General features: G+C 62.0%; 11 protein-coding genes. All 11 read right to left on the bottom strand.

Annotation, left to right across the window (positions count from 1 at the left end):
- Positions 1 to 30 precede the first annotated feature (30 nt).
- Positions 31 to 5553, bottom strand: coding sequence for a SpaA isopeptide-forming pilin-related protein (locus I2C21_RS16050; protein WP_195279739.1), 5523 nt, complete (start codon positions 5551 to 5553; stop codon positions 31 to 33).
- Positions 5554 to 5626: 73 nt separating this feature from the next.
- Positions 5627 to 6415 carry a hypothetical protein gene (locus I2C21_RS16045; protein WP_055179027.1) on the bottom strand — a complete coding sequence of 263 codons (789 nt, stop codon included), beginning with the start codon at positions 6413 to 6415 and terminating at the stop codon, positions 5627 to 5629.
- 129 nt (positions 6416 to 6544) lie between these two features.
- Positions 6545 to 7351: a class D sortase gene (locus I2C21_RS16040; RefSeq protein WP_009261588.1), complete on the bottom strand. Its 807-nt coding sequence runs from the start codon at positions 7349 to 7351 to the stop codon at positions 6545 to 6547.
- Positions 7348 to 8262 (bottom strand): hypothetical protein, encoded by a 915-nt coding sequence (locus I2C21_RS16035; protein ID WP_024725205.1) that lies wholly within the window; start codon positions 8260 to 8262, stop codon positions 7348 to 7350. Before I2C21_RS16035 ends, I2C21_RS16040 begins: the two co-directional genes overlap by 4 nt.
- Positions 8259 to 8924, bottom strand: a complete 666-nt coding sequence (locus I2C21_RS16030) for a hypothetical protein (RefSeq protein ID WP_024725206.1) — start codon at positions 8922 to 8924, stop codon at positions 8259 to 8261. The genes I2C21_RS16035 and I2C21_RS16030 overlap by 4 nt, the downstream gene beginning before the upstream one ends.
- Entirely contained in the window at positions 8921 to 9289 is a 369-nt protein-coding gene (locus I2C21_RS16025) for a hypothetical protein (protein ID WP_009261575.1), read from the bottom strand. The genes I2C21_RS16030 and I2C21_RS16025 overlap by 4 nt, the downstream gene beginning before the upstream one ends.
- Positions 9290 to 9311: 22 nt before the next feature.
- Positions 9312 to 10325: a DNA adenine methylase gene (locus I2C21_RS16020; RefSeq protein WP_024725207.1), complete on the bottom strand. Its 1014-nt coding sequence runs from the start codon at positions 10323 to 10325 to the stop codon at positions 9312 to 9314.
- Positions 10309 to 10632, bottom strand: a complete 324-nt coding sequence (locus I2C21_RS16015; protein WP_009261578.1) for a hypothetical protein — start codon at positions 10630 to 10632, stop codon at positions 10309 to 10311. Before I2C21_RS16015 ends, I2C21_RS16020 begins: the two co-directional genes overlap by 17 nt.
- 112 nt (positions 10633 to 10744) lie before the next feature.
- Positions 10745 to 11743, bottom strand: coding sequence for a hypothetical protein (locus tag I2C21_RS16010; RefSeq protein WP_009261579.1), 999 nt, complete (start codon positions 11741 to 11743; stop codon positions 10745 to 10747).
- 7 nt (positions 11744 to 11750) lie between these two features.
- Complete coding sequence (locus I2C21_RS16005; protein ID WP_044943738.1) at positions 11751 to 12917, bottom strand: antirestriction protein ArdA; 1167 nt, start codon at positions 12915 to 12917, stop codon at positions 11751 to 11753.
- Positions 12910 to 13641, bottom strand: a complete 732-nt coding sequence (locus I2C21_RS16000; protein ID WP_009259883.1) for a DUF4314 domain-containing protein — start codon at positions 13639 to 13641, stop codon at positions 12910 to 12912. The genes I2C21_RS16005 and I2C21_RS16000 overlap by 8 nt, the downstream gene beginning before the upstream one ends.
- Positions 13642 to 13811 lie beyond the last annotated feature (170 nt).

Genomic DNA, 13811 nt, shown 5'->3' with positions numbered 1-13811 from the left:
GGCGGCCCTCCTGAAGATGGGTTGCTGGAATCAATAGCCGGTGCGGGGCAGGGGCTCCGAGGGCTTGTAGACCTTGGTCACCCACCGGGAGGTGGCCATAATCCACTGGCCGTTGTACACGCCGCCCACGTCCGCCTGGTTGACGAATTGGCTGCCACCGGTAAGCCAGGCGTAGACGGTGGCATAGACCTGGGGTGCCTCCACCTGCCGGAAGTTGGCGGGCACCACGCCGAAGGACATCATAAATTCGGTGACGTACTCGTTGGAGGCCAGGCACAGGGCGGCCTTGGAGGCGTCCAGTACATAGTTCTGCTGGGTGCTCAGGTTGTCCGCCAAGGTGCGCCAAGTGCCGCCACTCAGGTTGGTCTTGTAGACCACCTTATAATTGCCCGGCACGTTGTAGGTGCCAGTGACAATCTTGTCCAGCCGCACCGCCTGGCCGGGCAGGGTATCCCTCCAGAAAAATGAGGTAAGGCTGGTGGTGGAGTTGTTGCCGATGCCGCTGAAATCGTAGCGGATCTGTTGGCCGGGCATAACCTCCACATAGCCGGTCTTTTGGATGCTTACATTGGTGTAGAGGCTCTTGTTGGTCATAGCCACCTTGACAATCTGGCCGGCAAACTCGATCTCCACCTCGATGGGGGTCTTGTCCAGGCCGTAAAAGTCTGCGGCCTTGGACTCCACGATTTTGTAGCGGCCCAGTGGGAGAGGCCGGGAGGATGCAACGCCGTTCTTGTCCGTCTCAACCGTATCGACTAAGTTGCCGGTCCGGGCGTTGTAGATCTCAAACTCTGTGCCGGGGATGGGGGTGCCGGCGGGCCAGCCGTTGACACTGTTGTAGTCCGCGGAGGTCTTTGTTATCTGGATCTGTCCAGTGATGGGGGTGTTCTCCCACTCCACCTCGGTGGTCTCCCCAGACTCCACATAGACGGTCTTTTTCTCCGTGTCAGGAACATAGCCCTCATTCTCTAACTCTCTGAGATAATACCGCCCGGCCTCCAGACCCTCGATCAGTACATACCCCTCGTTATTCGAAGTGTACTGGCCAACGGGGGTGTTGGTGCTATCATAGAGGATAAACGGCACCCCATAGATGCCCTCGCCGGTGGTGCTGTCCGTTTTGTGGATCAGGATGGCGCTCACCGGCGTGTTCTCCACCTGGAGGGTGGTTGTCTCCCCGTTCTCCACCTCGAAATAGTGGGGCGTATCGTCCATGTGGAAGCCTTCCGCGCTCTCGGTTTCCACGGCATAGTACGATCCATTCTCCAGGGACAGGAACACCCGGCCGTTTCGGTCTGTTGTCACGGTACCCACCAGGGCGTCGTCCATACGGCGGATTTCAAATGTAGTGTTGGGAATCCGCTCCTTGGTGTCATCCGCGTTGACCTTGATCAGCTCCAAGCCGCCCACAGGGTCGTTATACACCGTGATGGTCTGGGTGTCGTTGGGGTTGATGACCACCGTTTGGGTACGGGTCTCCTCATGGATGGTGTAGCCCTCGATGGTCTTGGTTTCCGTGATGATGAATGTCCCCACCAAACCGTCAATGATGATCTGGCCGTTTTCGTCAGTGCGGTAGAGGCCCATGCTGGAGGTCATGCCGCCGTTGTCGTCCACCACCGTGCCGTCCGCCTCGGTGATGGTAAACTCTACCCCCTCCAGGGGCTCATGGGTGACGGAATCCAGCTTGTTGATGACAAGGCCGCCCTTGGGGGTGTTGGTGATGACCACCGTTTGGGTATCTACACCCTCCCCGATGACTACATTGGTGGAGGGGGCGTCCATGACGTACCCATGGGGCGCCTTGATCTCCGTGAGCACGTATGCGCCGGGGGCCAGGTTGGTGATGCGGATCTCACCGCTGCTGTCGGTGGTGAAAATACCGTTCTGGGTGAGGGTGGAATCGCCAATTACCCCGTCCAGTCCCACCTCGCAGCCGGCGGCCGTCGTCACTCGGAACTGGGCCCCGGCGAGAGGCTGGCCCGTGGCGCTGTCCCGTTTCTGGATGATCAGCTCACCCTTCGGCTGATTCTTAAAAGTGAGGCTGACCGTCCGGCCCTCTTTGATCTGCACGGTCTGGGCCTGGGTATCGATGAGGTAGCCCGGAGGGGCCTGGGTTTCCGTCACCACCACGCTCTTTCCGGGCTGGAGGCCGGAGATCAGGATCTCACCATTTTCGTCCGTCCGGTAGATGCCGTTGGAGTCCCCAATGAGGGTGCCGTCCGCATAGGTGACCTTGAACTCTGCGTCAGGCAGGGTCACGCTGGGGTTGGCCGAGCACACCTTGCGGATCAGGAGGTTCCCGTCCGGCATGTTTTCAAAGCGGACAGTGATGACACTCTGCTCCCCGTTGTCTGCCAGGTAGACGGTCTCGGAGGACTGGATGATGCTGTACCCGTCCGCCGGATCCACCTCCTCCACGATGTACGATCCTGGCTTCAGGCCCGTCCAGATGGCCATGCCGTTGGAGCCGGTCACCTTCTGTCCAATCACGGTGCCGCCGGTACCGGAGGCGCCTCCCAGGTAGCGGAGCTGGAAGGTGGCCCCGCCCAGGGCCTCGCCAGTGACGCTGTCCGTCTTGTGTACCACGATGGCGTTGAGGGGGACGTTCTCAAATGTCAGAGACTTGTTTCCGCCGCCCTCAATATAGACCTCCTGGGTGGCAGGCTCCTTGATGGTGAAGCCGGGGGCGGGTTCCAGCTCCGTCACCCGGTACCAGCCGTCCCGCAGGCCCTCCAACACGATCTGGCCGCTGGCGTCAGTGAAGTAGATCCCCAGGTTGTTGAGCTCGCCGGTGTCGGTGCCATTGCTGCCGTACCAGAGCTGGAATTTGGCCCCCCGGATGGGGCTGCCGGTGATGCTGTCTACCTTCTGGATGGTAAGGGTGGGCTTTTTGTGGTTCTCGAAATAGACGGTGTGGTTCCGGTTGGGATAGAGGGTGACCAACTGGGGCTCCGCATCCATGAGATAAGGGGAGGGAACCGATTTTTCTGAAATTTGATACACCCCGGGCAGCAGATTTTCCAGGGTGGCCGTTCCGTCTGCCCCGGTCTTGATTTCATCCACGCTGTGGCCGTCCGCCGCTTCCACCAGGAATACGGTATCCGGCACGGGCTCCCCGGTGTCGGCATCCCGCTTCACCACCGTCAGGTTGGGGCGGATGTCGTTCTCTAGGATGATCGTGGAGGTCTTGCCGGGGAACAGCTCCACATGGCGTTCCACCGGGTCGCTGATGTGGTCTGAGGTGGTGTCCAGCTCCTTGACCGAATACACCCCCGGCTCCAGGCCGGAGATCAGGATCTCTCCATTTTCATCAGTGGTACGGTCCAGATACCGGCTGCCGTCCTCGATTTTGGCGATGCGGAAAGTCACCCCAGCCAGCCGGGAACCGTCCGCACTCAGCTTGATGAGGTGCAGGGAGGGCTGGACGGAGTTGGTGAACACAAACCGGGCTGTCTGGTTGGCCTCCAGTTGGATGATGCGCTGGGCCTCATCAATGATGTAGCCGGGGCAGTCCAGTTCCGTCACCACATAAGCTCCGGTGGGCAGTTCAGACAGGTCGATTTCGCCGTTTTGGTCGGTAACAAATTCCGCCGGGCCAAAGCTGCCGTCCACCGCCTCAATGCGGAACTTGGCGTTGGGGATCACCTTGGAGGGGTTGGCGCTGTCCACCTTGACCAGCCAGATCCCGGGCTTCTGGTCGTTAAAAAAGTAGAGCTCCTTAATACTGTCTCCGGCCTTCAGTTCAATTTCCTGCGGGGTGAAATCCACCAGATGTCCACTGTCCCCAGTGTCCACCTCCTGGACGCGGTAGGTGCCCGGCCGGCAGTCCGTGAGCAGGATTTCTCCCAGGGCGTCCGTCTCATAGTCCCCCAGCAGTTCCCCATCCCGCCAGATACGGAAGGTGACGCCGGGCATAGTCTCATGGCTCAGGCGGTCGTACTTGATAATCTTCAGGCCGGGCAGGGCCTCGTTCTTCAGGGTGTAGGTGACGCAGTCTCCTGCCACCACAGTGGTGGTATAGGTCTGGGAATCCCGCTGCCACCCCTCTGGAGCGGACAGTTCCCGGATTTCGTATGCCCCCGGCTTCAGCTCCGTGAAGGTATAGGAACCGCCGGTGCCGGTGGTACCGGTATAGGTCGCGCCGCTCTCGATGTGCTTGATCTGTATTTTGGCTCCCGCCAGGCTGGCCCCGGTGGAAGCGTCGATCTTTTCAATTCTGAGATCGCCGTAGGGTTCATTTTCAAAGTCCACCTCGGCGGTTTCCCCGTACTTCACGGTGACCTGTTTGACCGGCTCCTCATCCAGCAGGTGGTACTCCGGTGATACCCGTTCATAGATGGTATAGTTGCCCACCTCGGTGAGAGGGATAGTGATGGAACCGGATTCCGGCGTGGTGTAGACGCCGATGGTGTCCCCATCCGGGCCCACCACCTCGAAGGTGGCGCCGGAGAGGGTGACAGTGGTGCCCGCCTCATACTTGGTGATCTTGAGGGCGGTTTCGCTGGGAGGGGGCGTAGGCTCGTCTGGGTCATCCGGCTCGTCGGTATCCGAATAGTTAGAGATGGCGTTTCGCAGCAGGCTGACCTTGGGATCCGTGTCGCAGAGGTAACTCTGGAGGTTGCCGTACTGGTCAACCTCCTGGCAAAGCGCGTAAAATACGACATACTGGTACACATCGGCTGAGAGGGAGAGCTGGACACTGCCGCTCTGGCCCGCTACGCAGTCCTCTGGGTAGAGCACCTTGAAGGTCCCCTTGTAGCCGTCTCCGGTATTGGAGACCTTGACCTGGGTAATATCCTGGTTGTTCTCATCCACAATACGGGCGCCCTCCGGTACGTCCGTCCCATCCTGGAACGATACATTAACAGCCTGTCCGTCCACCCAGGTCGGAGAAGTGACAGTAAATACCTGCTGGCGATAGGCGGCCCCATCAATGGTGACGGGGTAGGCTGCCTCCTGATCTGGGGAGGTGGTGAGCTGGGGCTCTGCCACACTGGTCCATGTGGTACCCTGAGTATAGATTTTGACCGCGGCATTGAGAATGCTTTCCCCAATCTCCCTCTCCGGGCCGGTAAGTCCGGGGGCTACGGTGACGTCGCTGATGTCCCACTCGGGGATCAGGTAACACCACAGGGCAATCTTGCCGGCGTAAAATGCCTGGTACTTGTTGGTCAGACCCAACTCCGCCAGGGAGCGGTGGGGGTACATGTTGGCCACCAGGCCCACCACTTTAGAGTCTGACGCTTTCTCCTCCGCCAGATAGCGGATGCTCTCCCCTTCAGGAACCGTCTGTGGTACGCCGTACTGGTCTGGCGTTACACAATAGGCTGGGATTTCCTGCGTCTCCCCGACGCTGTTGCGGTAGAGAAAGTAGGTATACGACTGGGTCTGCACCCTGCCGTTGACGGCCAGATAATTCATGGAGTAGCCGCCGCTGTAAATGTTGACCTCACCCAGGGCCTCCTCCGGGGTGGAGGCGGCACCCGCCGGCAGGATCAGCAGGGACAGGGCCACCGCCAGGGTGAGCATCAGGCTGATGATTCGTTTCATTTGCAAACTTCCCTCCTAAGCAAAAAGCGGGAGGCTTGCCGCCTCCCGCCGGTTTGTCTGGGACGCTGTTAGGTCACGTCCCTCTGATATTATATTCGGTATAGAGATATTTCCCGTCGTGGTACACATCCCAGGCTTCCACCTCGAACCGGGCCCCCGGCGCGGAGCAGAATACTTGGGTAAGCTGGTCTTCCTGCCAGGGCCAGAACATCTGCACCGCGTTCTGTGCAGAGATGCCCAGGTGCAGGTTGAGAGCGGGGGCACCATCCGCCCACAGCTCTGGACAGTTCACTGCGGCGTTGTAGATGGTGTACTCCATCCGCCGGGTCTCATAGAGGTTTCGAATGTGCAGGTTGTCCCCATATTCACTTTGAAACCGACGCACCTCCGCCTTCGGCAACTCCAGCTCCGGGAAGCGCGTCTGGTCATAGGCGGGCAGGGGTTCCGGCTCCTCCCACAGACGCAGATCCGTGATCTCATAGGTGGTGCCGTCATCGCAGAGCACCTTGTCCCCCTCCTTCAGCCGGAGGGGCTCGTCCGACTGGGGGACGGTGACCACCCCGGAGGGGGCGGACACCGCACTTTCCTCTGTGTAAGGGGAGCTGGTGTCTACCAGGACACGGTTGGCGCCCTGGTCATACGCCACGCCGAAGTCTACCGCCCGGCCGACGTCCCGGAGCTGCACATAGTTGTGGCCATGGATGACATACGCTTCCAGATCCACCTGCTTGCCGTCTATATAGAAGGTCTGGGTGCTTGGGGCTGCAGTGAGGGCAGCCACCCCCGCCGACGCGGGCCCCACCAGTGCTGCGCCTATCAAGGTACCTGCCAATACCGCCGGAATAAGCTGTTTCCTTTTCATACGGTTGACCTCCTTCTTTCCTCTGCTGTCCTTGTGTTCCTTACAGCAACAACATACCGGAAATCTGGGGAAAAGTCTATAGCAAAGGGGGGGCCCGGTGGAGAAAATGAGCCCGCAAAACAAAGCAGGTTACACAACCTCCGCCGCCTGCACCTGCCAGCGGTAGGTCCTCTGGTTACGCACGCAGGTGTAGAGAGTGAGCTTGTTCTCGTTGGAAGGGGCGGTGCCGCTGGTATCCGTCTCCTTGACCTTCTGCACACTGGTGACCTCATAGGTGCGGACACCCAGCTTGGTGGTCCAGGTGATGGTATCTCCCCGCTCCAGGGTGTGGAGATCTCCAAAGTCGTCCCGCACCCCCCGGTTGTGTCCGGCGATGGCGCAGTTTCCATCCCAGATGCTGGTGCCTTTGAAATGTCCCGCGCCCTTCATGAGCGTGGAGCTGTCTGTACCCTCATAGACCCGCACACTCAGGCCGATGGCGGGGATTTTTAAGGTACCCAGGTATCCGCCGGAGTAGTAGAGGTCCGAGGCCACCGGGGTATAGCCCAAGGTGCCGCCAGATTCCGTCTCCTGCTCCGGTTCCGCGGGGACGGCGGTGAAGGTGTCCACAGAAGGCGGGAACACAACGGGCATCCCGCTGCCGTTGACGGCGCCCACTGCCATACCCTCCGGGGCCAGGTTGGGCGTGAGCCAGGTTCCGGTGTTCAGAGTGTCTGCGCTGGCGCTGCCGAAGCCCGGCGGGATGAGGGCGGCATTCTTGCTGATGTCCTCGTTTTTCAGGGCCCCGCCGTCTGCCGTGTGTACCACCTCCACCGAGGTGGGCTTGCCGTAGTCCGGCCCCTCCGGCGCGTCAATGGCGTAATCTAAAGCACCCGCCGGGGTAGCCAGGGCCGCCGCCAGGCAGGCGGCCAGGCACAGGGTGGCCAGCTTCTTCACTCCGAATCCTCCTTGTTCTCCCGGCGCCGCTTGACGAACAGGCAGGCTCCAATCACGCCGCCCACAGCAAAGACCACGCCCAGCGGGAGCAGGATGGCCGCCCAGTTGAACTGGGCCAGGCCATCCCCAGACTCCTCCATGGGTACGGCGGGCTCCAGGGGCTCCCCCTCAAAAATTGCAACGTAACGCACCCGGTTCAGGGCGATGCGGCTGACGGTGCCGGTGTAGTCCGCCGTGACAGTATAGCCGGTGACATAACTGCTGGTGGCGGTGCCGGTGTAGGTGGCCACGGCGGTGTAACAGTCCCCCAGGTTGTAACCGGCCACGCTGGCGGTGTTGTCCGTCCGCCAGTCAATATTCTGGAGGGTGAGGTTGCGCCCGTCCTCCTCAATGCTCTTGGGGATGCTGGCGGTATCCTGGCTGGCCAGGTTGGGATAGGAGCGGGTGGCGGACACCTCCCGGGTGGAGCTGCCGTAGCCCGCCGCTTCCACCTGGACAGTGTCCAGCTGGAGGGACAGGGTGCCGGACAGTCCGTCCTCCGTGACGAACTCCTTCTCCTGGGGCAGCAGGGCCAGGACGGATTCCATATCCTTGCTTTTACTCTCCAACGATACCGTCTCCGTGTGCGGACGGCTCTCATGCTCCGGCAGCTCCTGCTGGAGCAGGTCTGTCAGGGTGTAGTGGAAGCCGTCCTGCTCGAAGTCCGACCGGGGGATACCGGCAGGGTCCTGCTCCGGGGACAGGTCATAGACCTTGCGGATCTCCGTGCCGTCCTCACTGCGGGTGACAGAGGTTGGATAGCAGACCTGCACCTCGGTGACCGCGGGGAATGGCTCCGCCGCCAGGGCGGTTGGGAGCAGCGCCGCGGCTATCAACAGGCCGGCGGCGCATCTCAGAATGGTGCGTTTCACGATGGGGTTCCTCCTTCACATTTTGTCATATTTTGCTCCAGCCGCTCCAGAGTGCGCCGGGCCAGGAGGCGGAACTCCCAGGGCTCCAGCTCCAGGGGGCGGTAGTCGCCTTTGTCCGTGATGCCGTCCGCCCGCACCTTGAGCACCAGGGGCAGCACGGCAGGGTGCTCCTCGAGCACCGTGGGGGCCAGCCAGCCCTTCCCGGCCAGGTACACCCACCGGAGAGCAGAGGCCGGATTGCCGGGGACGTCGGGCCAGAGGTATTTCCCCACCAGCTTCTTGCGGCGCTGCTTCTTGTTGACGGGGATGGGGGCCAGGATCTTGCCCTCAATTTGGTAGCGAAGGCCAAGATCCTCTACACAGGCGCGGAATGCCTGGCAGGCCTCTGGAGTGTCCGCCCATTGAGGCAGCGGCTCCCCCAACTCTGAGGCCAGCACATCTTCCCCCTCTGGATCATCTGGGAAGAGGGGCACGTTCTTCACCAGCTCCAGCACATGGAAGCCGTCCGTCAGGCCCAGCACCTTCCGCTTGGTGATGGGCATGCCCCGGTAGTGCGCCAGGGCCTCCCCCAGCTCCGGGCGCTGCCGGATCGTCCAGCCTTTCTGTAGGAAGCCGCCCCGGCCCAGCCGCAGATCATCCATGGTGTAATAGGCCAAGCTCATTCGGCATCCTCCTCCCGGGTCAGCAGGGCGCCCAACCCGAACAAATCCACGCCGCAATGCTCCAGCATATCCAGGAACTCCGCGTCATAGGTTCGGAATACCTCGGACGCTCTTTTGCACGGCATACCGCTGGCTGACCGGCTGTCCAGAGCCAAGCGGACAACCATGCCGATGTTCAGATCGTAGAGCAGCCGGATGGCATCCAGCCGCTCCCTTGCAGTGCCCCCCTGCCGGGTAAGCACGATGCAGCCGTGCTCTGTATGCAGGGCCAGCCGCTCCGCGTCCTCCAGTCCGGAGAGCTGGAGGGCGGCCCGGGGGATGGCCAGGGTCTTCTTGCTTGTGTCATGGCAGATGGTAAATTTCATCTTCTGTTTTCACCTCGTATTCTTAGTCCTGCGGCCAGTCCCACACCCGAGGCAGCCGCCCGGTAGGGGCGGACAGGATCCGCAGCTCCGGCCGGTCGCTGGACACCAGTCCGGGGTTATCCAGCAGGGAGAGCTGGCGGTTGAGCATGGGGCTTGGGTCAAAGTTGGTCATGAGCAGCTCGTGGTACCTGGAGTCCTCCTGCCGGGCCATGGGGTTGGGGCGGTCAAAGCCCACAATATAAAAGTCCGGGGCGAAGAGGTCCAGAATGTCCGGATGGCTGTTATAGGACAGGACGATGTGGCTGTCCCGCGCCGCCGGGGCGCACAGGCAATCGTGGAGCCGGACGTGATCCCGGAGGGCAAAGGAGGGCGCGTACATCCTCTCCGCCTCCAGATAGGGCGGGTCCGCATAGATCACCGCACCCGTCCGGACGTACTGCCGAACCACATCGCAGCAGTCCTTGTTCTCCACCACCACGCCCTGGAGTGCGTCCGAGGCGCGTCGGAGCAGGCCAAGGAAGCGGCGCAGCTCCACGCTGCGCCCGCCGAAGCTGTTCCCGGTGGCGCTGTAGCTGTACCGGATGCTCAGATAATAGGCCGCAGCCCGCTGTACGTCCGGCAGGTTGGCCCGGCCCATCAGGAGCTTCTTCACCTCCTGCCTGTCCATGGGCGGGAAGTACTCCTCCGCGATCTGGAGCTCCTCCTCCAGGAAGTCGTTGGGGTCATACCCGTGGTTGAGGAAGCGGAGCACCACCTCGAAGTCCGCCCGGGCGTGGAGGGGCAGGAAGTCCAGCTCCCTGAGCAGCGCCAGGGGCCGGTCCCGGGCACAGCGGAACAGGTTGACCAGATCCACATCCACGTCGTTATACACCCGGAGCGGGGCATACCCGGCGCCCAAGCCCAGGGTCACCGCGCCGCTGCCGCCGCAGACCTCCAGCAGACGGGGCGCCCTCCTGGGGAGCAGCTGGAAAATATAGGGGAGCAGGAACAGCTTCCCGCCTACCCAGGGGAAGAAGGGTTTAGCGATCCGCCTCACCTCCCCCGGGTAGACGGAAGGCCCCCGTGGCCCTCTCCAAGCTACGGATGGCCTTCTCCACGCCGTCCCGCATTCGCCGGAGATGCCCGATTGTGGCAATCACCTCCCAGGCGTTGGCGGGGTAGAAGTAGCCGGTGCGGTCGCTGCAGATAGGCGCCCCGTCCACCCGCAGGTTATGGACCAGCTTCCGCAGCTCTGCCTCATGGATGCGGAACCTCTTTTTCATCTGTTTGCCACTGATGGCGTTTTCCCGGCCGGGGCAGTGCTTCTTCAGGTACTCCAGCAGTTGCTTCTCTTTGGCTTTCATGACGTCCTCCTTTTCCGGGCCGTCCTCCCGAAAAAGGGCACAAAAAACAGGGGCCGCTGTCCCCTTCGGGAAAACGGCCCCTGTTTCGTTTTGATATAGATTTGACCTGGGGTTACATCTGCTGCATCTGTTGGGGCGCCTGGGATTGCGTCTGCTGCCTAGCAATGTATGCACATCCGTCCTCTGTCAAGGTATAGCCCTTCTTCCGCAGCAAATCCAGTCCGTACCGTTCCAGATCAATGCAGCCTGACAGGGCCCGATCCACACATCCCAACCGCACGCGCAGATCCATCCACGCCATGTCTTGGAGCTGATCCGCCCGCACCACCTGGTAGCGGTTCAGGTTCTGCGCCAAATCCAGGGCGGCGGGCAGGGTGGCGCAGTGCTCATACTCCAGTATCCAGAGATAGGCCTGGAGGAACCCCTTCTGCCCCTGGTTCTGTTCCTGGAGGATAAATCCCAGGTTCTGACCGTCATAGATGAGATCCTCCAGCCGTCCCCTATATGCATCCTCCAGGCCGGTGATCCCCGGCAGGCTGCACCGGGCCTCCAGCAGGGTGCACTCCCGGATGGTCTGCACACCCAGAGCGTCCAGGGCCAGCCGGATCTCCCCCGGCCTCACGTCCATGATGTCGTTGTAGTCCGGCAGCGCCAGCCACACCCCCTCCGGCACCGCGGAGGAGGCCAGCTTCAGCCGCAGGCTCCAGCTGTAGTCCGGCCCAGGCAGGTTGACCCCGTCGTAGAAGCCCGTCACCCCCTTTCGCGGATATACCACATAGCAGCCCCCTGCGAACCGGCCGGGGTGCTGTGCCTCATACTGCCTGCCCAGCTTGTCCAGGTCGATGTAGTCCCGCAGCGCCAGGAGCCTGGCGTTGGTCTCCTCCAGGTAATACAGGCCCAGATCCTCATAACTCTGGATGCCGCCCAACACCTCATACTCGTCCAGGCTGGCCAGCAGGCTGACCACCTCTGTACTGTCCTGGGCGGGATGGCGCTGGATGGCCGCGTCCAAGGCGATCCCCTCCCGCGCGGTCAACACCTCCAGCCGCTCCCGCAGCCAGTCCTGCTCCTCCGGCCTGCCGGGGAGCTGTAAAAGTCCTGCTTTATCCATGGGCGTTTCACCTCATTTCCATCTGTACGCCGCCCCGGGTGGGCTGGGGCGGCAGCGGTTTCTGCACCGGCTGGCCATCCGCCCGGGTCAGCAGACCGTAGTCTGTCAGCTCGCCCCCGTACTGCTGGATCAGCGCCTCGCCGTAGCCGTAGAGGTTCAGGTACCAGCACAGCAGGTCGGCATTCTCCTCCCCCATGGAGCGGCGCAGCTCCCCGCGGGCCACGTCCTCTGGAGAGGCGGCTGCCCAATTCAGATTGTAGGCGTCCAGCCGTTCCGTCAACGCCATGGCATCCTCCAGGCTCGAAATGGACGACACCTCCAGCACCGCCTTGTACTTGATCAGGGCCAGAGAGTCCCGCTCCGCCAGCACCATCAGCCGGATGGCCAGGCAGTTCAGGGTATCCAGCCGCTCCGGCGTGGCCCACGCTGCCGGAAGCTGGGGTACCCGGCTGTGGAAGGCGGTGACGGCGCAGTTGGGGAGGCCCACGGCCTCCATCCGCTCCCGCACCTCCACCAGCTCCTGTCCGGCGGGGAGGGTGAGCTCCGCCCGTTCCTCCCCGAGCCGGAGCTCCAGCCGAAAGAAGCCAGTCGGGGCCTCCGGCGCGATGCGGGGTTCCTGGCCCTCTGTGGGCTTCCAGTTCCCATCCGGTACCACATACCCCTGCCTGGTGAAGACCCCGCCCGCCGACTGACGGATCCGGCGGCCCAGGAGCTGGAAGTCCAGCAGTTCAAATACCTTGTCCGGCACATCCTTCACCTCGGGGATGGAACCGTTTGCCGCGTAAACCCGGCCCAACGAGGCGTCATCCGTGGCCTCGGGCGCCACCTGGCAGTGCTTTGCCTGCTCAGACAGGGTAATGAGGGCGTCTGGTTCCATGGGCCTGCCGTCCTGCAGCTTGACTAGCCCCTCGAATGCGGTGCGCTGCCGGCTGTCCAGACTGGTCAGCCGCTCCGCCAGGGCATTGAGCGCGGGGAAGCCCTCGCCAGATTGCAGGCCAGGGAACAGGACGGGGAATTCCCCATAGTCCTCCATCTCCCATTCCACTCTGGTGTCCGGTGCGAGCCGCAGCCGTTCCCAGGCATCCAGGACAGCATACGGGTCTGCTGGAAGCTCCAGTGTCACATAAGTATCCTTGTCCGGATTGCACAGGGATACTGTAAAGGCCTTATCCACGGCTCATACCCCCCATCGTCATGCCCTGGGCCTGCGTCAGCCCGAACTGCTCTGCCTCCGTCTGGATGCTCCAGCCCTCCGGCTGCCACATGTGGACGTAAAGCTCCCCGCCGTCCACACGGATTGCCTGCTGCTCCAGGCCCTCGCCAACGCCGTCCGCGGCCTGGCCGGTGAGATAGTCCTTCAGCCCGGTCAGCTCCTCCGGAGAGAGCTGGCCGACGACCTGGCACTCCGCCACGCCCCACAGCCTGCCGTCTCTGGCCTCTGCCGTAAACACGGCGGAGCGCACCTTGACGTCCAGGAACTCCTTGTCGCACCAGAGCATGAGGCCCCGCTCCGCCTCCTCCGGCACCCGGTTCCGTACCATGAAGCCCAGGATCCTGTCCTCATAGTCCAGAAGCGTTCTGCCGTCCCATTCTTCACCCGTCTCATCCCAATCTCCCCACTCATTCCGGGCATAGAAGCTGGCGGTGAGGGGCATGTACAGCTTGAGCTGGGTGGACTCAGGCGGGTGGACGGAGAACATCTCCTCCCCAAGGGTCAGGACGCACTCACCTCCGTCGCTCTGCCGGACGTGGAACCGGCCCGAGTCATCGATGTGCTCCAGAGTACCAGCCTCCTCCAGCGTGTTTCTGGGATCATCCAGCTCCCATGTTTGGATCCGGCTGCCCGCGGGGAACTGATTCCGCAGGAAATCCAGCCACTCCTTCGATACACCCTGCATGATGATCTGTCTCCCTTCATTTTGCCTCAAGTGTCATTCGGATAGAAAAGGCCGGCTTCCAAAGCGGAAGCCGGCCTTCAACGGAGTCCCTGTGCATGCTCTGTTTCCTCTGATGGTTCATAGTTCTTTCCCGTCCTTTCTTCTGGTAAGCACACAACATACCACAGTGT

Origin of the sequence: Clostridium sp. J1101437_171009_A5 (assembly GCF_015547905.1) — a bacterium.
Classification (GTDB): Bacteria; Bacillota; Clostridia; order Oscillospirales; family Oscillospiraceae; genus Pseudoflavonifractor_A; species Pseudoflavonifractor_A gallinarum.
The sequence above is the reverse complement of the archived record's forward strand: the minus strand, read 5'-3'. Positions and strand labels throughout refer to the sequence as shown.

Coding starts and splice junctions, on each gene's coding strand:
- I2C21_RS16010 (WP_009261579.1), bottom strand. CDS start 11,743: ATGGATAAAGCAGGACTTTTACAGCTCCCCGGCAGGCCGGAGGAGCAG.
- I2C21_RS16030 (WP_024725206.1), bottom strand. CDS start 8,924: ATGAGCTTGGCCTATTACACCATGGATGATCTGCGGCTGGGCCGGGGC.
- I2C21_RS16015 (WP_009261578.1), bottom strand. CDS start 10,632: ATGAAAGCCAAAGAGAAGCAACTGCTGGAGTACCTGAAGAAGCACTGC.
- I2C21_RS16050 (WP_195279739.1), bottom strand. CDS start 5,553: ATGAAACGAATCATCAGCCTGATGCTCACCCTGGCGGTGGCCCTGTCC.
- I2C21_RS16000 (WP_009259883.1), bottom strand. CDS start 13,641: ATGCAGGGTGTATCGAAGGAGTGGCTGGATTTCCTGCGGAATCAGTTC.
- I2C21_RS16045 (WP_055179027.1), bottom strand. CDS start 6,415: ATGAAAAGGAAACAGCTTATTCCGGCGGTATTGGCAGGTACCTTGATA.
- I2C21_RS16025 (WP_009261575.1), bottom strand. CDS start 9,289: ATGAAATTTACCATCTGCCATGACACAAGCAAGAAGACCCTGGCCATC.